This window comes from Micromonospora sp. LZ34, assembly GCF_052981855.1.
The window spans coordinates 68,170-90,375 of the sequence record NZ_JBRIQN010000011.1; the positions used below are offsets into that span (position 1 = coordinate 68,170).

Sequence of the window (22,206 nt, forward strand, 5' to 3'; positions counted from 1 at the left end):
CGACATGGGCTTCACCGACAAGGCGAAGAGCAAGGTCGAGCAGCTGACCGGCGCCGCCAAGGAGCGGATGCGGCAGGAGGGGGCTTCGCAGCAGGGCGAGGCCCGGCCCCGCCAGGCCGGCGAGCCGGCCAAGGAAGCCGGTCGGAACGTGCGGGATCCCTTCACGAGGTGACCTCGCGCTGTCGTGGCGGCCCCCGGTGTACGCCGGGGGCCGCCACGTGTCCCGGGCGATTTCCGCGTCCCGGTGGCGCGTCGGGTGCGTCTGCTCTGCAGCCACCGGCGCGACTCCAGGCGGCGGTACGGGGGTGACCTGGTCGGGCGGATCCCGCCAGGTCGCCGATGTGGCGTCGGCCCGTGGGCCCGGGCCAGCGCTGGCCGGCCCGGCGGCTAGGGTCGCCGAGGTGACCGTCCTGCGTTCCCTGCTGTTGTTCGTCCTGGCCGCGCTCGCCGAGATCGGTGGTGCCTGGTTGGTCTGGCAGGGGTGGCGGGAGCACCGGGGCCTGTGGTGGGTGGCGGCCGGGGTGATCGCGCTGGGTTGCTACGGCTTCGTGGCCACCCTGCAACCGGATCCGCACTTCGGCCGGATCCTCGCCGCGTACGGCGGGGTGTTCGTGGCGGGTTCGCTGGGCTGGGCGGTGCTGGTGGACGGCTTCCGGCCGGACCGGTGGGACCTGACCGGCGCGGCGATATGCCTGCTCGGCGTCGCTGTGATCATGTACGCGCCGCGCGGCTGACCGGTCGCGTCGGGCCGCCGGCGCGGTGGCCGTCGACGACCAGCATGACGGTCACCGCGGCGATCACGACGACCAGGTGCAGGGTGGCGTTGACGTAGCCGCCGATCGGGACGGTGGCCAGGACCAGGGCCGCGGTGAACAGGCGGCTGGCCGGGCGGCCGTGGCGGACGACGCGGCGGATGTCGGCGATGCCGACCAGGAAGAGGGCCACTCCACCGGAGAGGGCGAGCGCGGCCGGCCAACCGGTCGGGGCGTCGGGATGGGCGACGGTGGCGTGCAGGCCGGTGGCGGTGGCGACGATGCCGAGCAGCAGGACGAAGTGGCTGAGGATGTAGACGCGGGCGGAGAGCCGGCTCCGGGCGCCGCGTTCGGCGCGGTCGAGGGCCGCCTCGGCGGCGCCGGCCTCGGTGAAGTAGGTCCACCAGAGGGCGGCGGGGAGCGCGAGGGCCAGCACGATGGCGCCCGCCGTGCCGGGGGTGAGGTGGTCCAGGGGCGCGCCCATGCCGATGGTGACCACGGTTTCGCCGAGGGCGACGATGACGAGCAGGCCGTGCCGTTCGACGAAGTGGGTCGGGACGATGCGGAAACTGGCGGCGACGCCGAGCCACGAGTGGCCGGGTAGCAGGTAGGGCAGCAGGGTCTGGACGAAGATGGCGGCGGCCCAGAGGGCGTACACGGCGGGTCCGGAGAGCAAGCCGGCGGCGAGGACGAGCAGGGCGGCGCCGAGGTTGTAGGGGGCCAGTCGGCGGACGCCGGCGCGGGCGGTGCTGTGGCTGAACAGGGTCAGGTGGACGGTGACCACGATGAGGTAGCCGATGCCGAAGAGCAGGCCGCTGCCGGTGAAGGCGTCGGGGATGGCGACGGCGGTGAGCAGGAAGCCGGCCATCCCGGCGAAGAGGAGGAGTTTGCGGGCGGGCCGGTGCGGTGGCACGTGGTTGGTGAGCCAGGCGTAGCCGCTGTAGAGGTACCAGAGCAGACCGAGGATCAGGACGGTGCTGCCGAGGCCGGTGTAGTCGAGGTGGTCCTCGAGCAGGTGGGCGAGTTGGGTGATGGTGAGGACGAAGACGACGTCGAAGAAGATCTCGACGGGGGTGGCCCGGTCGGCGGTGTCGGCGTCGCCTCGCGCGCGTCCCATGGGTGCAGGGTAGTCAGGGCGTCGTGCCGGGGTTTCCCGGATCCGACAGCCGCACCCCTCGGCCGTGCGACGGCCGAGGGGTGCGTGGGTGCCGGTCAGTCGTCGCGGTGCGCGGCCCACCACTGCTGGCCGCTGTCGGGCAGGGTGTCGATCGGGTCGTAGTAGGCGTAGCGCTTGTTGAGCGCCTCCAGGTCGGCGGACTCGATGCTGGTGCGGTAGTTCTTGGTCCAGTACGAGATGCCGCGTTCGCGGTCGTACTCGGTGAGCATGTGCACCCAGCGCTTGCCGACGAAGGGGACGTCGCAGACGATCCGCGGGGTGGCGTAGCCGGGCAGGTAGCCCATGATGTCGTGCTGGAGCTGCTGGGCGTGCCAGACCGGGACCCGCCAGTGTTCGGCGTTGGGGATCATGTCGCACATGTAGAAGTAGTAGGGCAGGATGCCCGCCTCTCCCTGCAGGGCGAAGCAGAGGTCGAGCAGGTCGGAGTTGGTGGCGTTGACGCCGCGCATGAGCACGCCCTGGTTGCGCACGTCGCGGACGCCGACGTCGAGGGCGGTCTGGGCGGCCTTGGCGACCAGCGGGGTGAGCGACTGGGCGTGGTTGACGTGGGTGTGGATGGCGAGGTTGACGCCGCGGCGGGCGGCGGTGCGCGCGACGCGTTCCAGGCCCTCGACGACGTCGGGCTGGAGCCAGTGCTGCGGTAGGCCCATGAGGGCCTTGGTGGCGAGCCGGATGTCGCGGATGGTCTCGATCTCGAGCAGCCGCATCAGGTAGGACTCGAGGTTGCGCCAGGGCACGTTGGCGACGTCGCCGCCGGAGACGACGACGTCGCGGACGCCGGGGTGGGCCTTGAGGTAGGTGATGTGGGCGTCGTAGCGGTCGACGGGCTTGAGGGTGAGCTTGAGCTTGTCGACGGCGGGGGTGGAGTTGCCGACCAGGTCCATCCGGGTGCAGTGGCCGCAGTACTGCGGGCAGGTGGAGAGCAGCTCGGCGAGGACCTTGGTGGGGTAGCGGTGGGTGAGTCCCTCGGCGACCCACATGTCGTGCTCGTGCAGGGAGTCGCGGCTGGCGTAGGGGTGTGAGGGCCAGTCGGTGCGCCGGTCGGAGGCGACGGGGATCATGTAGCGCCGGACGGGGTCGGCGAGGAACGCCTCGGTGGTCATCGGCGCGAACGGGACCATGGTGTTGAGCATCTGCGGCGGCACCAGCATGGACATGGTGGCGAGGGCGGCCTGGTCGGCGGCGAGGTCGGCGTAGAAGGTCTCGTCGACGAGGTCGCCGAGGACGGCGCGCAGTTGCTTGATGTTCTTGACGCAGTTGACGCGCTGCCACTGGGCGGATTCCCACTGTTCGCGGGTGACGTGGCGCCAGCCGGGGAAGCGGGTCCAGTCGGGTTCGACCAGGGGGGCCCGGCGGTATTCGTAGGGCTGGGCGGCGGTGGGGACCGTGGCCGGCGTGGGGCGGGGCGCAGGGATGGTCTCCACCGGTTGGGTCTGGGTCACGGCCCCTCCTCGTGCATGAGATGATCGGCGGCCCGAAGGCTACTGGAAAATATCCGGTGAAGAAATTAGTCTGCCGGAAGTTTTCCCGCTACGCGAGCCCTGACCGGGGGTTCGGGCGGTTGACAGGGGGAGGTCGGCGTGACGTCACCGGTGGGTCTGCACCGCGTTGTGGAACCGGCGGGGGTGCTGCCGCAGGCGGCGTGGCGGCTGGACGCGTCGCCGGTGATCGCGCCGAACGAGGTGCGGATCCGGGTGGAGCGGCTGAACCTGGACGCGGCGAGCTTCCGGCAGTTGTGGGAGAAGCACGGCGGGAACGGGGCCGCGGTGCGCGCCGAGGTGCTGGAGATCGTCAACGCCCGGGGCAAGATGCAGAACCCGGTGACCGGGTCGGGCGGGATGCTGATCGGCACGGTGGAGGAGGCCGGGCGGCGCTCGCCGCTGGGGCTCAAGCCGGGGGAGCGGGTGGCGACGCTGGTGTCGTTGACGCTGACCCCGCTGGTGATCACCGACGGGTTGGCCCGGTGGGACGGGCGCAGCGAGCAGGTGCCGTGCGACGGGCACGCGATCCTGTTCGCCCGGTCGATCGCGGCGGTGCTGCCGGACGACGAGGACCCGCAGTTGTCCCTCGCCGTGCTGGACGTGTGCGGGGCGCCGGCGCTGACCGCGCGGGTGGTGTCGCGCTATGTGGCCGACCGGGCGCGCGAGGGGGACGCCCGGCCGGTCAGCGTGGCGGTGATCGGTGCGGCGGGCAAGAGCGGGTCGCTGTCGTTGGCGGCGGCGCGGCGGGCGGGCGCCGCCCGTACGGTCGGGGTGGTGCCGGTGGCGGCGGAGCGGGACGCGCTGTCCGACGCCGGGCTGGCCTCGGTGGTGGCGTTGGCCGACGCCCGGGATCCGGTGGCGTTGTCCCAGGCGGTGACGTCGGCGCTGGGGGTGCCGGCGGACGTGACGGTGGTCTGCGTGGACGTGCCGGGCTGTGAGCACGGGGCGGTGCTGGCGACCGCGGACGGCGGCACGGTGATCTTCTTCTCGATGGCGACCAGTTTCTCGGCGGCGGCGTTGGGTGCCGAGGGGTTGGCGGCGGACGTGACGATGCTGGTGGGCAACGGGTACGTGCCGGGGCACACGGAGTTGGCGCTGGGTCTGCTGCGTTCGGAGCCGGGGGTCCGGAGGCTGTTCGAGTCGCGGCTGGTTGCAGACTGAGTGCCATGACGAACCCCTCGACGTTGTACCGCGGCGGAGTGCTGCACTGTCCGGCCGACCCGAGCGCGACGGCGCTGCTGGTGGCGGACGGCAAGATCGCATGGTTGGGGCCGGACGCGGAGGCGCCGGCCGCGGACCGGGTGGTGGAGCTGGACGGGGCGTTGGTGACGCCGGCGTTCGTGGACGCGCACGTGCACGCCACGGACACCGGGCTGGCGCTGTCGGGGCTGGATCTGTCCGGGGTGCGCTCGGCGGGGGAGTTGCTGGACGCGGTGGCCGGGTTCGCGGCGGGTCTGCCGGCGGAGGCGGTGCTGCTGGGGCACGGTTGGGACGAGTCGAGCTGGCCGGTGCCGCGGTTGCCGGACGCGGCGGAGTTGGACCGGGCGGCCGGTGGGCGGCGGGTGTACCTGTCGCAGGCGTCGATCCATTCGGCGTTGGTGTCGCGGGCGCTGCTGGCGGCGTGTCCGGAGGTGGCGGCCGCGGCGGGGTACGACGCGTCGGGGTGGCTGCGCCGCGACGCGCACCACGTGGCGCGGGCGGCGGCGTTCGCGTCGGTGACCCGGTCGCAGCGGATCGCCGCGCAGCGGCGGGCGTTGGCCCACGCGGCGTCGCTGGGCATCGCGGCGGTGCACGAGTGCGGTGGGCCGGAGATCTCCGACGAGGAGGACTTCACCGGCCTGCTGGGGATCTCCGGTGCGGGGTTGCCGGAGGTGTACGGCTACTGGGGTGAGCTGGGCGGCGCGGCGCGGGCGCGGGAGTTGGGCGCGGTGGGCGCCGGGGGTGACCTGTTCGCCGACGGGGCGTTGGGGTCGCGCACGGCGCACGTGTCGCGGGACTACCTGGACGGGGACGGCGGCTGCGGGCACGGCTATCTCACCGCGGAGCAGGTGCGTGACCATCTGGTGGACTGCGCGGCGCACGGGCTGCAGGGCGGGTTCCACGCGATCGGTGACGCGGCGATCGCCACGGTGCTGGCGGGGTTCGCGGCGGCGGCGGAGAAGCTGGGTACGGATCGGCTGCGGGCGGCCCGGCACCGGGTGGAGCACGCGGAGATCATGAGCAAGCGGCTGATCGCCGGGTTCGTGGAGTACGGGATCGTGGCGAGCATGCAGCCGGCGTTCGACCGGTTGTGGGGCGGCGCGGGCCGGATGTACGAGGCGCGGTTGGGGCTGGACCGGTCGTTGGAGTCGAACCCGATGGGGTCGATGCACGCGGTCGGGGTGGCGTTGGCGTTCGGGTCGGATTCGCCGGTGACGCCGCTGGACCCGTGGGGTTCGGTGCGGGCGGCGGCGGCGCACCACAATCCGGCGCAGCGGATGAGTGAGCGGGCGGCGTTCGCGGCGCACACCCGGGGTGGTTGGCGGGCGGTGCACCTGGACAACGAGGGGGTCCTGGCGCTGGGGGCGCCGGCGACGTTCGCGGTGTGGTCCACGCCGGCGGGAGTGGACCGGGGGTTGCCGGTGGTGCAGGCCGACGACCCGGAGGTACGGGGTCCGCAGGATCCGACGCCGTTGCCGGTGTGCCGGCGCACGGTGCTGCGCGGTGAGGTGATCTTCGAGGAAGGGTCTTCGTGACAGGGAAGCTTGACCTGGATCCGGCGCTGGTGGCCCGGGCGCGGGAGTTGGCGCGCCGGGCCGGGCGGCCGGTGGTGGAGCTGGCGCGCAGCCACACGACGGTGTCGGTGGAGCGGGCGGTGCTGCGGCTGGCCGGGGTGGCCGGCGCCGACCCGGACGGCATTCCGTGGGTGAACCGGCTGGTCGACGCGGTGGTCGCGGACACCGGCCTGGGGCACGGGGTGGCGATGCCGGTGTTCGACGCGCTGGCCCGGGAGCAGATCAGCGACGTGACGCTGCTGGCGCAGAAGGCCGCCGCCGGGTCGGTGCGGTTCCAGGTGCCGTCGGGGAAGGCGGCGACCGCGGCGCGCCGGGCCGCCCGGCGGGCGGTCGCGGCGGGGATCCGGCAGATCGACCGGCGCCGCGTCGAGCGGGAGCGTCTGGTCAAGCGGTACGGGGATCCGGCGCGGCGGCCGTGGATCTACCTGATCGTGGCGACCGGGGACATCTACGAGGACATTCCGCAGGCGCAGGCGGCGGCCCGGGCGGGCGCGGACGTGATCGCGGTGATCCGGTCGACGGGGCAGTCGCTGCTGGACTACGTGCCGGAGGGGGCGACCCGGGAGGGGTTCGCCGGCACGTACGCCACCCAGGAGAACTTCCGGTTGATGCGGGCGGCGCTGGATCAGTCGTCGAAGGACCTGGGCCGCTACGTGCGGCTGACGAACTACGCGTCGGGGCTGTGCATGCCGGAGATGGCGACGCTGGCCGGCCTGGAGCGGCTGGACATGATGCTCAACGACTCGATGTACGGGATCCTGTTCCGCGACATCAACCCGATCCGCACCTTCGTCGACCAGCGGTTCTCCCGGCAGGTGCACGCCCGGGCGGGCATCATCATCAACACCGGGGAGGACAACTACCTCACCACCGCCGACGCGGTGGAGGAGGCGCACACGGTGACCGTGTCGCAGCTGCTCAACGAGTACTTCGCGCACGAGGCCGGGTTGGCCGACTGGCAGCTGGGGCTGGGGCACGCGTTCGAGATAAACCCGGATCTGCCGGAGTCGTTCCGGCTGGAGTTGGCGCACGCGTTGCTGGCTCGGGAGTTGTTCCCGGACGCGCCGCTGAAGTGGATGCCGCCGACGAAGCACATGACCGGGGACGTGTTCCGCGGGAACCTGCTCGACGGGTTCTTCAACCTGGTGGGCGCCATGACCGGGCAGGGCATCCTGCTGGTCGGGATGATGACCGAGGCGGTGGTGACGCCGTGGCTGTCGGACCGGGACATCGCCCTGCAGAACGTCCGCTACGTGCTGGGTGCCGCCGGTGGGCTGCACGAGGACTTCGTGCCGGCGCCGGGCGGGTTCATCCAGCAGCGCGCGCAGCGGGTGCTCGGTGAGGCGGTGCGGCTGTTGGAGCGCATCGGTGAGCAGTCGCTGCTGACCGCGATCGCCGAGGGCACGTTCGGGATCATGAAGCGGCCCGCGGACCGGGGCAAGGGCCTGGACGGGGTCGCCGCGCACGAGCCGGACTACTACAACCCGGCCACCGAGATCCTGGAAGGGGACCGCGCGTGACGGCCGCGGCGGAGAAGAAGATCGTCCGGCCGTACGGGGACACCACCGGCGACGGCATGGTGCAGGTGTCGTTCACGTTGCCGGTGCCGCACGACAAGCGGGCCGAGGGCGCGGCGATCCAGCTGGCCAACAAGATGGGCATCGACCCGGCGATGCTGGTGCACGCCAAGCCGATGGGCGACGGGTTCACCTTCTTCGTGGTGTACGGGCGGGTGAACCACCTGGTGGACCTGTCCGCGGTGCAGGTGGTGGAGCGCGACTTTCCGCTGCTGAGCGCCAAGGAGGTCAACGCGGTGGTGAAGCAGCGGCTGCGGCGCAAGCTGTCGGTGGTGGGGGCGTGCATCGGCACCGACGCGCACACCGTCGGCATCGACGCGATCCTCAACGTCAAGGGCATCGCCGGGGAGAAGGGCCTGGAGTACTACCGGGAGCTGACGGTGACCAACCTGGGCGCGCAGGTCAGCGTGCCGGAGTTGGTGGAGGCGGCGCGGGCGGAGAAGGCCGACGCGGTGCTGGTGTCGCAGGTGGTCACCCAGCGCGACGCGCACCTGCACAACACCCGGGAGATGTCCGCGGCGTTCCGGGAGGCGATGCCGGCGGGGAAGCGGCCGCTGCTGATCGTCGGCGGGCCGCGGTTCGACGAGACGATGACCGAGGAGTTGGGGGTGGACCGGATCTTCGGCCGGGGCACCACCCCGGGCGAGGTGGCCAGCTACCTGGTGCACGCCCTGATCACGAACAAGAAGGCGGCGAAGGCATGACTGATTCCCGGGTCGGGTTGACCGTGACGCACCGGCGGTACGTGCCGTACTCGCACGCCCACTACGCCGGGAACCTCGTCGACGGGGCGTACGCGCTGGGGTTGTTCGGGGACGTGGCCACCGAGGTGTGCATCCGCACCGACGGCGACGAGGGGCTGTTCGCGTCCTATTCGGACGTGCAGTTCCGCAGCGCGATGCGGGCCGGGGACGTGCTGGAGGTGACCGCGACGGTGACCCGGGTGGGCACCCGCAGCCGCACCATCGACTTCGCCGCCCGGGTGGTGTGCCGGGGCCGCCCGGACCGGGGCGAGTCGGCGGCGGAGGTGCTCGCCGAGCCGGTCGTGGCGGTCACCGCGACCGGCACGGTGGTCGTGCCCGCCGCGTCGTGACCCTGGCGGTCTGCGCCGACGTCGGGTCGACGTACACCAAGGTCGCGGTGGTGGACCTGGCCGCGGCGGCGCTGGTCGCGGCGGCGTCGGCGCCGACCACGGTGGGCACGGACGTGCTGCACGGCCTGGACGCCGCGGTGGCCGCGGCCACCGACGGGCTCGGGGCGCGCGACGTGCCGTGGTACGTCTGCTCGTCGGCCGGCGGTGGGCTGCGGCTGGCGGTGGTCGGCTACGAGCATCTGGTGACCGCGCAGGCCGGCCGGCGGGTGGGCCTGTCGGCGGGCGCGAACGTGGTGCACGTGGCCGCCGGCCGGCTCGGCGGCGCCGAGGTGACCGCGTTGCGGGCGGCCCGGCCGGACGTGGTGCTGCTCGTCGGCGGCACCGACGGCGGGGACGCCGACACGCTGACCCACAACGCGACCCGGCTGGCCCGGGCCCGGTGGCGGCGGCCGGTGGTGCTGGCCGGCAACGTCGATGTGCGCGACGACCTGTACGCCCTGCTCGCCGGCGCGGGGGTGCCGGTGACCGTCGCCGACAACGTGCTGCCGCGCATCGGGGTGCTCGCGCCGGCGAGCGCGCGGGCGGCGATCCGGGAGGTGTTCCTGCGGCACGTCATCGGCGGTAAGGGGCTGTCGCGGGGGTCGCGGTTCACCCGGCTGGTGCGCGCCGCCACCCCCGACGCGGTGCTGACCGGGGTGGAGGCCCTGGCCGACGCGATCGGCGGGGATCTCGCGGTGGTGGACGTGGGCGGGGCGACCACCGACGTGTACTCGGTGCTCACCCCGGACGAGCGGGACAGCGGGCCGGGTCGGGAGGTCGCCGGCACCCTGTGGCGGGCCCGCACGGTCGAGGGTGACCTGGGCATGCGGTGGAGCGCGCCGGGGGTGGTGCGGGCCGCCGCGGAGGAGCGGCTGCTGGCCCCCGGCGAGCAGGAGACGCTGGCGGCCGCCGCGGCGGCGCGGGCCGCCGAGCCGGGGCTGCTGGCCGTCACCGACGCCGAGCGGGCCGTCGACCGGCGGATCGCCGCGCTGGCCGCGACGGTGGCGCTGCGCCGGCACGCCCGCGGCGGCGCCACCGGGGAACGCGGCGGGCGGGACCTGCGGGACGTGCGGCTGGTGGTGGGGTCCGGCGGGGTGCTGCGGCACGCCCCGGCCGGGCACGCCGCGCAGGTGCTGGCGGCGGTGCTGGCCGACCACGCCGGCGGGTGGCCGCTGCCCCGGGCGGCGCGGGCGGTGGTCGACGTGGATTACGTGCTGGCCGCCGGTGGGCTGCTCGCCGGTGAGCATCCGCAGGTGGCGGGGGCGTTGCTGCGCCGGCACCTGACCGTCGACTGAGGACCGCCGGCGCGACACGCCGAACCGCGACACACGACAGGCCGGGGGTGGGTTGACAGCGCCCGGGGTGGAGCACGTACCGTCTTTGAGTCCTACCACGGGAAGCGGCTGCTGTTCGCTTCGTCCCTTCGTCCGCTGGCCGAGCGACCTTCACGGTCGCGGCGGCCAGGTCCAGCGGGCGGGGGTCGGCGGGGCGGCGCGAACCGGCCGCGGTTACCGGTGTACGGGCAGGGTGAGGTGCACGGCCAGTAGACAACGGCCCGGCGGGGGCAGCCAGTCCGCGTCCGGTCGGTCCGAAGGTCGGCGTGCCGCATCCTCGCCCCACCGGCCGGGAAGGGCCTGGGAGCATCGGGGCGCGGCGCGAGCCGCGCCCCGATTTCGTCCACCCCGGTCGTGGTGTGGGGTCAGCGGCGGGTGGGGCGGGCGCGCACGTGCAGCCGTTCGCCCTGCGGCCCGAACAGGGTGAGGATCTCGGCGGGTTCCGGTCCCGGGTTGGCCACGCAGTGCGGCACCCGGGTGTCGAACTCGGCCACCTCGCCCGGGTTGAGGATCAGGTCGTGCTCGCCGAGCAGCAGCCGCACCCGGCCGGAGAGCACGTACAGCCACTCGTAGCCCTCGTGGGTCTGCTGTTCGGGCTCGGCGGGGGTGTGCGGCGGCAGGATCTGCTTGAACGCCTGCAGACCACCCGGGCGGCGGGTCAGCGGCAGGAACGTCACACCGTGGCGGACGATCGGGCGGGCGTGCACCCGCGGATCGCCGACCTCCGGCGCGCCGACCAGCTCGTCCAGCGGCACCTGGTGGGCGCGGGCCAGCGGCAGCAGCAGCTCCAGGGTGGGCCGGCGTTGCCCCGACTCGAGCCGGGACAGCGTGCTCACCGAAATGCCGGTGGTCGCGGCCAGGTCGGTCAGGGTCGTGCCACGCTGCTTACGCAGCGCCCGCAGCCGCGGCCCCACCGCCGCCAGCACGGTCGCCTCGTCGTTTGCCATAACAGCAACATTACTTGTCGAAACCGCGACGCCGGTGGAACGTGGAGCCCGCACGAGGCGACGAGGGGGAGAGATGGACGACAGATACGACGTGGTGGTGGTCGGCGGCGGCGCCGCCGGGCTGGCCGGGGCGATGGCCCTGGCCCGGGCGCGGCGCTCGGTGCTGGTGGTCGACGCCGGCGAGCCGCGCAACGCCCCCGCCGGCCACATGCACAACTACCTGGGCCGCGACGGCACGCCGCCGGCCGAGCTGCTGGCCGCCGGCCGCGCGGAGGTCACCGGCTACGGCGGGCAGATCGTGCCCGGGCGGGTCGAGGACGCGCGGCGCGACGGGGCGGACTTCACCGTCGCCCTGGACGACGGGCGCACGGTGCGGGCGCGGCGGCTGCTGGTGACCACCGGCCTGGTCGACGAGCTGCCCGAGCTGCCCGGGCTGGCGCAGCGGTGGGGCCGTGACGTGCTGCACTGCCCGTACTGCCACGGCTGGGAGGTGCGCGACCAGCGGATCGGGGTGCTGGCCACCGGCCCGTTCGGGCTGCACCAGGCGCAGCTGTGGCGGCAGTGGAGCCGGCACGTGCTACTGCTGATGCACGGCGCCCCGACGCCCAGCGCCGAGGAGGCCGAGCAGCTCGCCGCCCGGGAGATCACCGTGGTGGACGGCCCGGTCGCGGAGCTGGTGGTGACCGGCGACGCGCTCACCGGCGTCCGGCTGGCCTCCGGCGAGGTCGTCGACCTCGACGCGGTGGTGGTCGCGTCGACGATGACCGCCCGCGCCGGGGTGCTGGCCACGCTGGGACTCAAGCCGGTCGAGGTGGAGATGAACGGGCACGTCTTCGGCACCCAGATCCCGGCCGACGCCAACGGCGCCACCGCCGTGCCGGGGGTGTGGGTGGCCGGCAACGTCGCCGACCTCCGCGCCCAGGTGATCACCGCCGCCGCGGCCGGCCTGACCGCCGGCGCGGCGATCAACGCCGACCTGGTCGCCGAGGACACCCGCGACGCGGTGGCCGCGCACCGGCAGCGGCGGGAGACCCTGTTCATCGAGGCGGCCTGGGAGGAGCGCTACCGGTCCCGGCCGGCGGTGTGGAGCGGGCGGCCCAACCCGCAGCTGGTCGCCGAGGCCGCGCAGCTGGCCCCCGGCCGGGCGCTGGACGTCGGCGCCGGGGAGGGCGCCGACGCGGTGTGGCTGGCCGAGCGGGGCTGGCGGGTCAGCGCGGTGGACATCTCCGCCACCGCGCTGGAGCGGGCCGCCGCGCACGCCGCGGCGCTCGGCGCCCCGGTCGCCGAGCGCATCGACTGGGTGCGGGCCGACCTGCGCGCCCAGCCGCCCGCCGCCGACGCCTACGACCTGGTGTCGGCGCAGTTCATGCACCTGCCGCCGGAGGAGCGGCGGGAGCTGTTCGCCCGGCTGGCCGCCGCGGTGGCCCCCGGCGGCACCATGCTGCTCGTCGGGCATCACCCGTGGGACCTGCGCACCACCGCGCACCGCATGCACTACCCGGAGATGATGTTCACCGCCGAGGAGGTGGCGGCGTCGCTGGACCCGGCCCGCTGGGAGGTGCGGGTCGCCGAGGCGCGGCCCCGGGCGGCGACGGATCCGGACGGACGGGACATCACCATCCACGACGCCGTGCTGGTCGCCCGCCGCCGGTAGCGGCGCGAAGGTCCCCGGCCGGTCCCGCCGGCTGCCGCCACGGCGGCGGCAGCCGGCGCCGGGCGGGTAGCCTTCAGCACCGTGATCGAGATGAGGCACCGGTGACGACCCTGGACTCCACGCACGCCGAGCCGGCCGCGCGGCCGGCGGCGGCGCCGCGCCCGCTGCCGCTGCGGGTGGCCGCGCCGCTGGCGATCGCCGCCGGGGTGGCGCTGCTACTGGCGTTCCCGCCGTACGGGGTGTGGCCGCTGGCGCCGGGCGGGGTGGCGCTGCTGGCCGCGGCGGCGCACCGGCGGCGGCTGCGCGCCGGCGCGGGCCTGGGCTTCCTCACCGGGGTGGCGCTGTTCGCACCGCTGCTGGCCTGGACGAACCTGCACACCGGCTACCTGCCGTGGGTGCTGCTGTCCCTGCTGCAGGCCGGCTACCTGGCGCTGCTCGGGGCGGGCACCGCGTGGGTGTCCCCGCTGGCCGACCGGTGGCGCGGGGCGTGGCCGGCGCTGACCGCCCTGCTCTGGGTGGGGCAGGAGGCGCTGCGCGACCGCACCCCGTTCGGCGGCTTCCCGTGGGGCCGGCTGGCGTTCAGCCAGGACGACGCGCCGCTGCTTCGGCTGGCCGCCCTCGGCGGGGCGCCGCTGGTGACGTTCGCGGTGGCGCTGACCGGCGGGCTGCTGCTGGGCGCGGCGTGGCGGCGCTTCGACGGCCGGCGGAGCTGGGCGCCGGCCGCCGCACTGACCGCCGGCGCGCTCGTCGTGGTCGCCGCCGGGCTGCTGGTGCCGGTCGGCGCCGCCGGCGGCGGACCCGCCGTCACCGTCGCGATCGTGCAGGGCAACGTGCCCCGCCTCGGGCTGGACTTCAACGCCCAACGGCAGGCGGTGCTGAACAACCACGTCGACGCCACCATCGAGCTGGCCGCCCGGGTGGCCGCCGGGCAGCAGCCGCAGCCGGACCTGGTGGTGTGGCCGGAGAACTCCAGCGACATCGACCCGCTGCGCAACTCCAGCGCCGGGGCGCGGATCTCCGCGGCCGCCGACGCGGTCCGGGCGCCGATCCTGGTCGGGGCGGTGCTGCTCGGCCCGGAGCCCGGCCAGGTCCGCAACGCCGGCATCCTGTGGCGTCCCGGCGCCGGCGCCGACCTGGAGCAGCTCTACACCAAGCGGCACCCGGTGCCGTTCGCCGAGTACGTGCCGCTGCGGGATCTCGCCCGGATGGTCAGCAAGCAGGTCGACCTTGTCCGCAACGACTTCGTGCCCGGCACCGAACCGGGCGTGCTGCGAGCCGGGCAGACGGTGCTCGGCGACGTGATCTGCTTCGAGGTCGCCTACGACGAGGTGGTCCGGGACACCGTCACCGGTGGCGCGCAGCTGCTGGTGGTGCAGACCAACAACGCCACCTTCGACGTGGCCGAGGCGCGCCAGCAGCTGGCCATGGTGCGGCTGCGCGCAGTGGAGCACGGCCGGCCGGCGCTGATGGCCTCCACGGTCGGGGTGTCCGGGTTCGTTTCCCCGGACGGGCGGGTAAGCGACGCCACCGGGTTCAACACCCGCGCGGTCGTGGTCCGGCAGCTGACGCTCGCCGACGGGCACACCCTGGCCACCCGGGTCGGGCTGTGGCCGGAGGTGGCGCTGACCGCCCTCGCCGTGGCGGCCCTGGCGGGCGCCGCGGTGCTGCGCCGCCGGCAGCGCGCCGTGCCCGGGTAGCGACCAGCCGGCCGGCCGGTGGAGGGGGAGCAGCGTGGGTGAGGCGACCGACATCCGACGGCCGGGCACCGGTCACCCCGGGCTGGGTCGGGTGCTGGTGGTGATCCCGACCTTCAACGAGGCCGACAACGTCACCCGGACCGTTGCCCGGGTGCGCCGGGCCGCCCCGGCGGTGGAGATCCTCGTCGCCGACGACAACAGCCCCGACGGCACCGGCGCCATCGCCGCCGCTCTCGCCGGCGACGACCCGCAGGTGCACGTGCTGCACCGGGAGGGCAAGCAGGGCCTGGGCGCGGCGTACCTGGCGGGCTTCGCGTGGGCGCGCGAACGCGGCTACGACGCGGTGGTGGAGATGGACGCCGACGGCTCGCACGCCCCGGAGGAACTGCCCGCGCTCCTGGACGCCGCCCGCGACGCCGACGTGGTGATCGGGTCGCGGTGGACCCGTGGGGCGCGGGTGGTGAACTGGCCGCTGCGGCGGCTGCTGCTGTCGCGCTGCGGCAACCTGTACGCGCGCGTCGCGCTGGGGATGCCGGTCTCCGACGCCACCGGCGGCTACCGGGTGTACCGGCTCGACGCGCTGCGCCGGCTCGACCTGACCTCGATCTGCTCCCAGGGCTACTCGTTCCAGGTGGAGCTGTCCCGGCTGGCGCACCGCGCCGGGGTGCGGATCGTGGAGGTGCCGATCACCTTCGCCGAACGGGAGTACGGCAGCAGCAAGATGAGCCCGCTGATCGTCGCCGAGGCGATGTGGCGGATCACCGCCTGGGCGGTGCAGGACCGCCGGCTGGCGGTGCGGCGCGGCCTGCACCGCACGCCGACGGGTCAGGTCCGCTGGCCCTGAGCGTGGCCGTGTCATGCTGGACGGGCGGGCGTGCCGACGGGATGGGGTGACATGCGCCGGGGACTGAGGTTCGTACCGCCGGCCCTGCTGCTGGCGGTGGTGCTGGAGCTGGCGGTGTTCGTGCTGCTGGGCCGGGCCGTCGGGTTCGGCGCCGCGGTGCTGGTGGTGTTCGCGGCGTCGCTGGTGGGGCTGGTGTTGCTGCGCCGGGAGGGAATGCGGGCGTGGCGGGGCTTCCGGGCCTCCGCGCAGGCCGGGCAACCGCCGGGCCGGCAGGTGACCGACGGGCTGGTCGGGCTGGCCGGCGCCCTGTTGCTGGCCGTTCCCGGCCTGGTCAGCGGGGCGGTCGGGCTGGCGCTGCTGGTGCCGCCGGTGCGACGGCTGGCCCGCGCCGGGGTGCAACGTGCCGCCGAGCGCCGGGTGTCGTCGATGGTCGCCGGTGACCTGTTCGGGCCCCGGCGGGTGCGGGTGCGGGTGCGCCGCGGCGCACCGCAGCCCGCCGAGCGGCCGGCCGAGCAGCCGCCGGTGGTCGACGGCGGTCGGGCCATCGAGGGGGAGATCGTCGAACCGGGCCGCTGAACGACCCGGGACAGACGACGGCGCCCCGGGAGGGTTCTCCCGGGGCGCCGTGATGTCGGTACGCGTCAGGCGCGGCCGCGGCGGGTGCGGACCTCCTGCAGCCGCTCGGCGAGGATGTCCTCCAGCTCGGCGATCGAGCGGCGCTCCAGCAGCATGTCCCAGTGGGTACGCGGCGGCTTGGCCTTCTTCTGCTCCGGCTCGTTGCCGTCGACCAGCCGGGCGACGCTGCCGTCGAACTTGCACTCCCAGGTCGTGGGGACCTCGGCGTCCACGGCGAACGGGACCTCGAACTGGTGGCCCTTGGCGCACAGGTACTCGCGGGTCTGACGCGGCGCGAGCTCCGTGTTGCGGTCGGATTCGTAGCTGACTGCGCCCAGCCGGCTACCGCGCAGCATACGCTCGCCCATGATCGACTTCCCCTCGTTCGTGGTGCTGTCTACTGGTGTAACGGTCCGTCTCCGCCGGGCCATTCCCGCCCCGGGCGCTGCCGCGCCGAGGGTCGAACCTGAACAAGGGTAGCCGGCCATGACAGTCGCCCGGCGGGGTCGTCCCCGGCCGGGTGGAAACGGTGGAGTGTTTTCGCTGTCAACGGGGATGTTAGCCGCTCCGAACAGAGCGGAGGCTGCGATGGCTGGTGACGCGCCGGTGGCGAACCGACCGCCCGCCGGGCGGACCTTCTTCGGCCACCCGCGCGCCCTGGCCACCCTCTTCCTCACCGAGATGTGGGAGCGGTTCAGCTTCTACGGCATGCGGGCGATCCTGGTGCTCTACCTGACCGCCGAGCTGGCCGACGACGGGCTGGGCCTGGCCGAGTCCAGCGCCAACGCCGTCTACGGCACGTACAACGCGATGGTCTACCTGATGGCGCTGCCCGGCGGCTGGGTCGCCGACCGGCTGATCGGCGCCCGCCGCAGCGTCCTCTGGGGCGGGGTGGTCATCGCGGCCGGCCACTACGTGATGGCGGTGCCGGCGCGGTGGAGCGTCTTCGCCGGGATGACGTTGATCGTGCTCGGCACCGGCCTGCTCAAACCCAACATCTCCACCATGGTCGGCGACCTGTACGACCGGGACTCCCCGCGCCGCGACGCCGGGTTCTCCATCTTCTACATGGGCATCAACCTCGGCGCGTTCATCGCGCCGCTGATCACCGGGTTCCTCGGCGAGAAGATCAACTGGCATCTGGGCTTCGGCGCGGCGGCGGTCGGCATGACCTTCGGGGTGCTGCAGTACGTGCTGGGCGGGCGGCACCTCGGCGAGGCCGGCGCCCGCCCGGCCGACCCGCTGCTCGGCGCGGACCGGCGGCGGGCACTGACCCGGGTCGGCCTCGGCGCCGGCGTGGTGCTGGTCGCGGTGGTCGTGCTGGCCGTGGCCGGGCTGTTCACCGTCGACACCGTGGTCAACCTGCTCGCCGCGGTCACCGTGCTGGTCACCATCGGCTACTTCACCCGGATCATGGTGGACCGGGAGCTCAGCGACACCGAGCGCAGCCGGATGAAGGCGTACGTGTGGCTGTTCGTCTTCGCCGCGGCGTTCTGGCTGATCTACGACCAGGCCGGGTCGGTGCTGAACCTCTTCGCCGCCGAGCGCACCGACCGGGACGTCGCCGGGTTCACCTTCCCCGCGTCCTGGTTGCAGTCGGTCAACCCGATCCTGATCATCATCGGGGCGCCGCTGTTCGCGCTGCTCTGGCTGCGGCTGGGGCACCGCGTCTCCACTCCGGCGAAGTTCGCCGTCGGCCTGGTGCTCAACGGCCTGTCGTTCGTGCTGATGGCCGCCGCCGCGCGGGCCGCGGTCGGCGGCGACCTGGTCTCCCCGTGGTGGCTGGTGGCCGTGTACGCCATCCAGGTCGCCGGTGAGCTGTCGCTGAGCCCGGTCGGCCTGTCCGCCACCACCAAACTGGCGCCGGTGAAGTACGCCAGCCAGATGATGGGGCTGTGGTTCCTGGCCACCGCCGTCGGGGACGCGATCGGCGGGCAGGTCGCCCGGCTCGCCGACACCTGGTCCGAGCCGGTGTACTTCCTGACCTTCGGGCTGGCGTCGGTGGCGCTCGGGCTGGGCGCGGTGATGTTCGCCCGGCAGATCCGCACGCTGATGGCCGGCATCCACTGACGCCCCCGCCGACGGCCGGCGGGCGACCGGTCCCGGTCAGGGCGTCGGCGGCAGCGGCAGCGGCAGCGGCAGCCCGGGCAACCCGTCGATGCTACGGGCGACGTGCTCCTTCTTGGCGAAGTAGTCGCTCAGCGACGCGTCGTCCTCCCGGGCGAACCGGCGGGCGTGCAGGTCCCGGTCGGCGTCGTAGGACATGAACGGCACGGCGTAGCCGCAGGTGTCGCGGATCAGCTCGGCGCGCACCACGATGATCGCCCGCAGCCCGTGCACGCTGGTGTCGATGTCCGGGAAGTGGGTGACCAGCTGTGCCCAGCGCGGGTCGTCGCGGAACACCGGCTCGCCGCGCCCGTGCACCCGGACGATGTTCGGCGGCCCCTGGAAGGCGCACCACATCAGCGTGATCCGGCCGTTCTCCCGCAGGTGCGCGACGGTCTCGGCGTTGGAGCCGGCGAAGTCGAGGTAGGCCACGGTCAGCTCGTCGAGGACCGCCCAGGAGCCGCGCAGCCCCTTCGGGGACAGATTGATGGTGCCGTCGCCGGCCAGCGGCGCGGTCGCGGTGAAGAAGAGCGGCTGTTCCTCGATGAAGGTGCGCAGGCGGCCGTCGATGCGTTCGTACGTCTTTCCCACCCCGGCATCATCTCCCCGACCGCGCCCGATCGGGTGCCCCGCCCCGGCACCGTCCCACCCGCTGGCCGTGCTCCGGACCGATCCGTCGTTCGATCGGCACGTCGGCGTGCACGAACTGGGAGCGCGCCGTCGGTTGACCGCAGCGCGGTGCGCAGCGGCTCGTGCCGCCGGGAAAGCTCGATGAGCGCGCGCAGCACTTCGGCGTCGGTGCCGGCCGGCGGCAGGATCGGTGGCCGCAGGAGGAAGCGGTCAGCGGGACGCGGCGTCGGCCACGGTCCCGGCGGGGGCGGCCGGGCCGGACAGCCGGGCCAGTGCGGCGGCCAGGTCGGTCACCTGGCCGGCGAGTTGGGCGACCCGCTGCTGGCTCAGGTCGCGGTCGGCCTCGGCGGCACGCAGCCGTACGGTCAGCTCGGAGAGCCGGCTCTCGGCGGCGGCGCCGCCCTGCCGGGCGGCGGCCAGCTCGGCGCTGAGCGCGTCGCGCTGGGCGGCGCCGGCGGCCAGCTCCGCGCCCAGCTGTGCGGCCGCGGCGACCGCCTCCTGCCGCGCGGCGTCGGCGGCGCGGACGGCGGCCTCGGCCCGTTCCCGGGCGCGGTCGGCCCGCTCGTGGGCCCGCACCGCGTCGGCGGCGGCGGCCCGGGCCCGCGCGGTGTCGGTGCGGGCCTGCTCGACCTGGCGGCGGACGTCCTCGACCTCGACCCGCCACCGCTCGGCGCGTTCGGCGGCCTCGGCGGCGGCCCGGGTGGCCCGCTCCGCGTCGGCGAGAGCGGTGTCGCGTTCGGCGGTCAGGTCGGCCGCCCGGCGTCGCTCGGCGTCCCGGTCCGCGCGCACGGTACGCAGCTCGTGCCGGGCCGCGTCGCGGTCCCGCTCGGCCTGCACCCGCAGTGCCTCGGCCGCGCTGGCCGTCCGGCGTGCCTCGTCCCGGGCCGCCTCGGCCCGCTCCGCCCGCTCGGCGTCCCGGCCGGCCCGCGCCACGGCCTGCTCGGCCCGCTCACGCGCCGCGTCCCGGTCGGCCAGGGCCGCCCGCGCCTCCTGCCGGGCCTGCCCGGCGGCCGCGCTGGCCTCCTCGGCCTCGCGGCGTGCCTCGTCCCGTTCGGTGTGCGCCGAGGCCACCTGGGCGGCCGCCTCGGCGCGGGCCTGGGCCAACTGGCGCTCGACCCCGACCGGTGACAGTTCGTCGTGCAGCGCCTCGGTCAGCGTCTGCACGATCTGGTCGAGCCGGTCCACCGCCTCCCAGGTGCGGGCCACCTGCCCGGGCAGCCCCGGCGCGTTGCGGTGCCGCATCCGGTTGTTGCGCGACGCCCGCTGGCAGGCGCCGTCGTTGTCCCGGCAGTAACGGAACGGCCGGCCCGCGCCGGCGCGCTGCGGCACCGGGCGTCCACAGTGCGCGCAGGGGCGGGTCTCGACGGGGGTGGGCTCGGCGTCCATCGAGGGCGAAGTCTAGTGCCGTGCGGTCGTCCGGCCCGTGCCGGTCGCCGGTGCGGGTTGGCCGGCGCCACCACGCCGCGCGTCGACCGGCCGGGGGTCAGGGCGTGGCGACGGCGGCGCGGGAGCGGTCGGCGGCGATGCGGACCGCCAGCCCGCCCAGCACGGTGCCCATCACCCAGCGCTGCACGCGCAGCCAGAGCGGCCGGCGGGCGAAGAACCCGGCGAGCGTGCCGGCGCCGAGCACGATCAGCCCGTTCACGGTCAGCGCGACGCTGATCTGGGTCAGGCCGAGCAGCAGGCTCTGCGCGGCGACGTGCCCACGCTGCGGGTCCACGAACTGCGGCAGCAGCGACACGTAGAGAATGGCGATCTTCGGGTTGAGCAGGTTGGTGACCAGCCCCATGGTGAACAGCCGCCGGGGCCGGTCCGGCGGCAGCGGCGCCGGGGTGAACGGCGACTGCCCGCCCGGGCGCAGCGTGCGCCAGGCCAGCCAGAGCAGGTACGCCGCCCCGGCCAGCTTCACCGCCGTGTACAGCGCCGGCACCAGCACGAAGACGGTGGCCAGGCCGGCGACCGCGGCGGTCAGGTAGACGGCGAACCCGGCGGCCACCCCGAGCAGCGAGATCAGCCCGGCGCGGCGGCCCTGGGCCACCGAGCGGGAGACCAGGTAGACCATGTTCGGCCCGGGCGTGAGCACCAGACCCAACGCGACCAGAGCGATCCCCACCAGCGCGCCCGTACCGACCATGACCAGACCCCCCCGTCGACCTGCGCCGACCCTATGCCGGGGCGATGGCGGCGGCCGAGAGCCACCGGCCGTCCGGTGGCCTGCGGGAAGCCCGGCAGAACCGGGCACAACGCCACAAGACCGCTCGTGACGGCGAACACACCGCCGCTGCACAGCCGCGGCCCCGGTCCCATCGGCGGACCGGCGGCGGGGACACTGGGCCGGTGCCGATCCTGTTGCGCGCGCCGGCGTCCCCGGCCGCACCGGAACTCCTGCTGCGCCCCTGGCGGGCCGAGGACGCCGACGCGCTGATCGAGGTCTACCGGGATCCGGTGCTGCGCCGGTGGACGAGGTTCCCGGTGACCACGCACGTCGAGGCCCGACACTGGCTGGCCGAGGTTCACGAGGGCTGGGAGAGCGGCCGCCGGTATGCCTTCGCCGTGCTGGAACCGCTGCCCGACGGCGACCGGCTGGTGGCCAACGTGGTGCTCAAGAACGTCACGCCGGGGCGCCAGGACGCCGAGGTCGGCTACTGGACGGCCGCGGGGGCCCGGGGGCGGAGCATCGCCCCGCACGCGCTGGAGGCGGTGACCCGGTGGGCGTTCGACCGGTTCGCCGCCGTCGGGCTGACCCGGCTGGAGCTGCTGCACCAGGTGGACAACCCGGCCTCCTGCCGGGTGGCGGAGAAGACCGGCTACCGGTTCCAGGAGGTGCTGCCGGCCCGGCCGCCGTTCCCCCGCGACGGGCACCGGCACGTCCGGTGGGCCGGGTCACCGGCCTGACCCCGCCGGGAATGACCGTTCCGCCCGGTGCGCTGGTTCTTCCGACGACCGCGTTACGGTGGCTTTCGGGAGGTGGCGGGGTGAACGGTGCGTGGGAAGCGAGCGTCGAGGCGCAGATCCGCTCGGCCCAGGAGCGGGGCGAGTTCGACAACCTGCCCGGCATGGGCAAACCGATCCCCGGCCGCAACCTGCCCTACGACGAGTCGTGGTGGATCAAGAGCTTCCTGGAGCGCGAGGCGCTCCCCAGCGACCTGCTGCTGCCCACCCCGCTGCAACTGCGCCGCAAGGTCGAACAGGTGCCGGACGAGGTGCGGGACCTGCCGACCGAGGCGGCGGTGCGCTCGTACGTGGCCGCCCTGAACGCCGAGATCATCGCCTGGCTGCGCAACCCGGAAGGGCCGCAGGTGGTGGTGCGCCCGGTCAACGCCGACGACGTGGTACGCCGCTGGCGCGACGAGCGCCGGCCGGCCCCCACCACCGGACCCGCCACCCCGGCGCCCGCTCCGGCCGCCGCCGGCCGGCGTAACCGGCGCGGGTGGTGGCTGCCGTGGCGCCGCCGGGCGGCGTAGTCGGCCCCTCTCCGGTGCGTGG

22 protein-coding genes are annotated in these 22,206 nt (G+C 74.6%); 15 read left to right on the forward strand and 7 right to left on the reverse strand.

Features of this window, described 5'->3' with window-relative positions; genetic code table 11:
- Positions 1 to 4: 4 nt before the first annotated feature.
- Together ACVCAH_RS14605 and ACVCAH_RS14610 are read left to right on the forward strand one after the other, a co-directional pair.
- Positions 5 to 172, forward strand: coding sequence for a CsbD family protein (locus ACVCAH_RS14605; protein WP_447136656.1), 168 nt, complete (start codon positions 5 to 7; stop codon positions 170 to 172).
- 229 nt (positions 173 to 401) lie between these two features.
- Complete coding sequence (locus ACVCAH_RS14610) at positions 402 to 734, forward strand: YnfA family protein (RefSeq protein ID WP_447136657.1); 333 nt, start codon at positions 402 to 404, stop codon at positions 732 to 734.
- Here ACVCAH_RS14610 and ACVCAH_RS14615 read toward each other — a convergent pair.
- Together ACVCAH_RS14615 and ACVCAH_RS14620 are read right to left on the reverse strand one after the other, a co-directional pair.
- A complete protein-coding gene (locus ACVCAH_RS14615; RefSeq protein ID WP_447136658.1) occupies positions 712 to 1,869 on the reverse strand; it encodes a low temperature requirement protein A in 1,158 nt (385 codons plus the stop codon). The genes ACVCAH_RS14610 and ACVCAH_RS14615 overlap by 23 nt on opposite strands.
- Positions 1,870 to 1,964: 95 nt before the next feature.
- Positions 1,965 to 3,371 carry a KamA family radical SAM protein gene (locus ACVCAH_RS14620; RefSeq protein ID WP_447136659.1) on the reverse strand — a complete coding sequence of 469 codons (1,407 nt, stop codon included), beginning with the start codon at positions 3,369 to 3,371 and terminating at the stop codon, positions 1,965 to 1,967.
- A gap of 138 nt (positions 3,372 to 3,509) precedes the next feature.
- Between ACVCAH_RS14620 and kdd the strand changes: the two genes are divergently transcribed.
- The 6 genes from kdd to ACVCAH_RS14650 are packed head-to-tail and all read left to right on the forward strand — an operon-like array spanning position 3,510 to position 10,188.
- Entirely contained in the window at positions 3,510 to 4,571 is a 1,062-nt protein-coding gene (gene kdd / locus ACVCAH_RS14625; RefSeq protein ID WP_447136660.1) for an L-erythro-3,5-diaminohexanoate dehydrogenase, read from the forward strand.
- A gap of 5 nt (positions 4,572 to 4,576) precedes the next feature.
- On the forward strand, positions 4,577 to 6,145 hold the full coding sequence (locus ACVCAH_RS14630) for an amidohydrolase (RefSeq protein ID WP_447136661.1): 1,569 nt from the start codon (positions 4,577 to 4,579) through the stop codon (positions 6,143 to 6,145).
- Entirely contained in the window at positions 6,142 to 7,704 is a 1,563-nt protein-coding gene (gene kamD, locus ACVCAH_RS14635; protein ID WP_447136662.1) for a lysine 5,6-aminomutase subunit alpha, read from the forward strand. The genes ACVCAH_RS14630 and kamD overlap by 4 nt, the downstream gene beginning before the upstream one ends.
- Positions 7,701 to 8,465: a lysine 5,6-aminomutase subunit beta gene (kamE, locus tag ACVCAH_RS14640; RefSeq protein WP_447136663.1), complete on the forward strand. Its 765-nt coding sequence runs from the start codon at positions 7,701 to 7,703 to the stop codon at positions 8,463 to 8,465. Before kamD ends, kamE begins: the two co-directional genes overlap by 4 nt.
- Entirely contained in the window at positions 8,462 to 8,854 is a 393-nt protein-coding gene (gene kal / locus ACVCAH_RS14645; RefSeq protein WP_447136664.1) for a 3-aminobutyryl-CoA ammonia lyase, read from the forward strand. Before kamE ends, kal begins: the two co-directional genes overlap by 4 nt.
- Positions 8,851 to 10,188, forward strand: a complete 1,338-nt coding sequence (locus tag ACVCAH_RS14650; RefSeq protein WP_447136665.1) for a glutamate mutase L — start codon at positions 8,851 to 8,853, stop codon at positions 10,186 to 10,188. The genes kal and ACVCAH_RS14650 overlap by 4 nt, the downstream gene beginning before the upstream one ends.
- A 404-nt stretch (positions 10,189 to 10,592) precedes the next feature.
- Here the strand turns inward: ACVCAH_RS14650 and ACVCAH_RS14655 are convergent, their stop codons facing one another.
- The gene (locus tag ACVCAH_RS14655; RefSeq protein ID WP_447136666.1) at positions 10,593 to 11,174 is read right to left on the reverse strand and encodes a helix-turn-helix domain-containing protein; all 582 of its coding nucleotides are present in this window, start codon (positions 11,172 to 11,174) and stop codon (positions 10,593 to 10,595) included.
- Between the two features lie 73 nt (positions 11,175 to 11,247).
- Between ACVCAH_RS14655 and ACVCAH_RS14660 the strand changes: the two genes are divergently transcribed.
- The 4 genes from ACVCAH_RS14660 (at position 11,248) to ACVCAH_RS14675 (ending at position 15,945) form a co-directional block, all read left to right on the forward strand.
- Positions 11,248 to 12,828 (forward strand): FAD-dependent oxidoreductase, encoded by a 1,581-nt coding sequence (locus tag ACVCAH_RS14660; protein WP_447136667.1) that lies wholly within the window; start codon positions 11,248 to 11,250, stop codon positions 12,826 to 12,828.
- A gap of 101 nt (positions 12,829 to 12,929) precedes the next feature.
- Complete coding sequence (lnt, locus tag ACVCAH_RS14665; RefSeq protein ID WP_447136668.1) at positions 12,930 to 14,525, forward strand: apolipoprotein N-acyltransferase; 1,596 nt, start codon at positions 12,930 to 12,932, stop codon at positions 14,523 to 14,525.
- 34 nt (positions 14,526 to 14,559) lie between these two features.
- Complete coding sequence (locus ACVCAH_RS14670; protein WP_447136669.1) at positions 14,560 to 15,369, forward strand: polyprenol monophosphomannose synthase; 810 nt, start codon at positions 14,560 to 14,562, stop codon at positions 15,367 to 15,369.
- A gap of 51 nt (positions 15,370 to 15,420) precedes the next feature.
- Positions 15,421 to 15,945 (forward strand): FxsA family protein, encoded by a 525-nt coding sequence (locus tag ACVCAH_RS14675; protein ID WP_447136670.1) that lies wholly within the window; start codon positions 15,421 to 15,423, stop codon positions 15,943 to 15,945.
- 65 nt (positions 15,946 to 16,010) lie between these two features.
- On the opposite strand, the gene ACVCAH_RS14680 is transcribed toward ACVCAH_RS14675, so the two are convergent.
- Complete coding sequence (locus ACVCAH_RS14680) at positions 16,011 to 16,352, reverse strand: RNA polymerase-binding protein RbpA (protein ID WP_007460094.1); 342 nt, start codon at positions 16,350 to 16,352, stop codon at positions 16,011 to 16,013.
- Between the two features lie 220 nt (positions 16,353 to 16,572).
- On the opposite strand from ACVCAH_RS14680, the gene ACVCAH_RS14685 reads away from it, so the two are divergent.
- The gene (locus ACVCAH_RS14685; protein WP_447136671.1) at positions 16,573 to 18,054 is read left to right on the forward strand and encodes a peptide MFS transporter; all 1,482 of its coding nucleotides are present in this window, start codon (positions 16,573 to 16,575) and stop codon (positions 18,052 to 18,054) included.
- A 36-nt stretch (positions 18,055 to 18,090) separates the two neighbouring features.
- Here ACVCAH_RS14685 and ACVCAH_RS14690 read toward each other — a convergent pair whose 3' ends face one another.
- From ACVCAH_RS14690 to ACVCAH_RS14700, 3 genes are all read right to left on the reverse strand, one after another.
- On the reverse strand, positions 18,091 to 18,681 hold the full coding sequence (locus ACVCAH_RS14690; RefSeq protein WP_447136672.1) for a pyridoxamine 5'-phosphate oxidase family protein: 591 nt from the start codon (positions 18,679 to 18,681) through the stop codon (positions 18,091 to 18,093).
- Positions 18,682 to 18,930: 249 nt separating this feature from the next.
- Positions 18,931 to 20,106: a hypothetical protein gene (locus ACVCAH_RS14695; RefSeq protein ID WP_447136673.1), complete on the reverse strand. Its 1,176-nt coding sequence runs from the start codon at positions 20,104 to 20,106 to the stop codon at positions 18,931 to 18,933.
- Between the two features lie 97 nt (positions 20,107 to 20,203).
- Positions 20,204 to 20,854: a LysE family translocator gene (locus tag ACVCAH_RS14700; RefSeq protein ID WP_447136674.1), complete on the reverse strand. Its 651-nt coding sequence runs from the start codon at positions 20,852 to 20,854 to the stop codon at positions 20,204 to 20,206.
- Positions 20,855 to 21,057: 203 nt separating this feature from the next.
- Between ACVCAH_RS14700 and ACVCAH_RS14705 the strand changes: the two genes are divergently transcribed.
- Both ACVCAH_RS14705 and ACVCAH_RS14710 read left to right on the forward strand, forming a co-directional pair.
- Complete coding sequence (locus ACVCAH_RS14705) at positions 21,058 to 21,615, forward strand: GNAT family N-acetyltransferase (RefSeq protein WP_447136675.1); 558 nt, start codon at positions 21,058 to 21,060, stop codon at positions 21,613 to 21,615.
- An 80-nt stretch (positions 21,616 to 21,695) separates the two neighbouring features.
- Positions 21,696 to 22,184, forward strand: a complete 489-nt coding sequence (locus tag ACVCAH_RS14710; protein ID WP_447136676.1) for a DnaJ family domain-containing protein — start codon at positions 21,696 to 21,698, stop codon at positions 22,182 to 22,184.
- The last annotated feature ends 22 nt before the right edge of the window (positions 22,185 to 22,206 follow it).

Excerpts from the sequence above, each read along its gene's own strand:
- ACVCAH_RS14605 (WP_447136656.1), top strand. The coding sequence starts at position 5 with ATGGGCTTCACCGACAAGGCGAAGAGCAAGGTCGAGCAGCTGACCGGC.
- ACVCAH_RS14615 (WP_447136658.1), bottom strand. The coding sequence starts at position 1,869 with ATGGGACGCGCGCGAGGCGACGCCGACACCGCCGACCGGGCCACCCCC.
- ACVCAH_RS14630 (WP_447136661.1), top strand. The coding sequence starts at position 4,577 with ATGACGAACCCCTCGACGTTGTACCGCGGCGGAGTGCTGCACTGTCCG.
- kal (WP_447136664.1), top strand. The coding sequence starts at position 8,462 with ATGACTGATTCCCGGGTCGGGTTGACCGTGACGCACCGGCGGTACGTG.
- ACVCAH_RS14655 (WP_447136666.1), bottom strand. The coding sequence starts at position 11,174 with ATGGCAAACGACGAGGCGACCGTGCTGGCGGCGGTGGGGCCGCGGCTG.
- ACVCAH_RS14660 (WP_447136667.1), top strand. The coding sequence starts at position 11,248 with ATGGACGACAGATACGACGTGGTGGTGGTCGGCGGCGGCGCCGCCGGG.
- ACVCAH_RS14675 (WP_447136670.1), top strand. The coding sequence starts at position 15,421 with ATGCGCCGGGGACTGAGGTTCGTACCGCCGGCCCTGCTGCTGGCGGTG.
- ACVCAH_RS14680 (WP_007460094.1), bottom strand. The coding sequence starts at position 16,352 with ATGGGCGAGCGTATGCTGCGCGGTAGCCGGCTGGGCGCAGTCAGCTAC.
- ACVCAH_RS14685 (WP_447136671.1), top strand. The coding sequence starts at position 16,573 with ATGGCTGGTGACGCGCCGGTGGCGAACCGACCGCCCGCCGGGCGGACC.
- ACVCAH_RS14695 (WP_447136673.1), bottom strand. The coding sequence starts at position 20,106 with ATGGACGCCGAGCCCACCCCCGTCGAGACCCGCCCCTGCGCGCACTGT.
- ACVCAH_RS14700 (WP_447136674.1), bottom strand. The coding sequence starts at position 20,854 with ATGGTCGGTACGGGCGCGCTGGTGGGGATCGCTCTGGTCGCGTTGGGT.